The sequence below is a fragment of the Dellaglioa sp. CoH-57-MRSF-21 genome, assembly GCF_056781915.1.
Genome location: NZ_JBXAXU010000254.1, coordinates 1 through 238 on the forward strand (window position 1 = coordinate 1; position 238 = coordinate 238).

Sequence of the window (238 nt, forward strand, 5' to 3'; positions counted from 1 at the left end):
GATACGACGCGGTGTACCGGTGCCCAGCGACGCGATGGCCGGACGGATTCCCGAGAAATCGTTCGACGTAGCTCGATCCGGGCTCCAGCCCTTCGAGGCGGACCCAACGGGGCGCGTCGGATAGTGAACGATGCGGTTCGTACGTGAGCAGGACGATCTGCTCATCGTCGATGTATTGCACTGCTGATGCGCCACGGCCCGGCTCTCCGAGAAGCCGGAACTGCCGCCCGTGCTGGAT

1 protein-coding gene is annotated in these 238 nt (G+C 64.3%); it reads right to left on the bottom strand.

Annotated elements, in window-relative coordinates; translation table 11 throughout:
- Positions 1–238: hypothetical protein (locus AC1RPQ_RS08675; RefSeq protein ID WP_481762380.1), on the bottom strand; the 238-nt coding region annotated here is incomplete at both ends.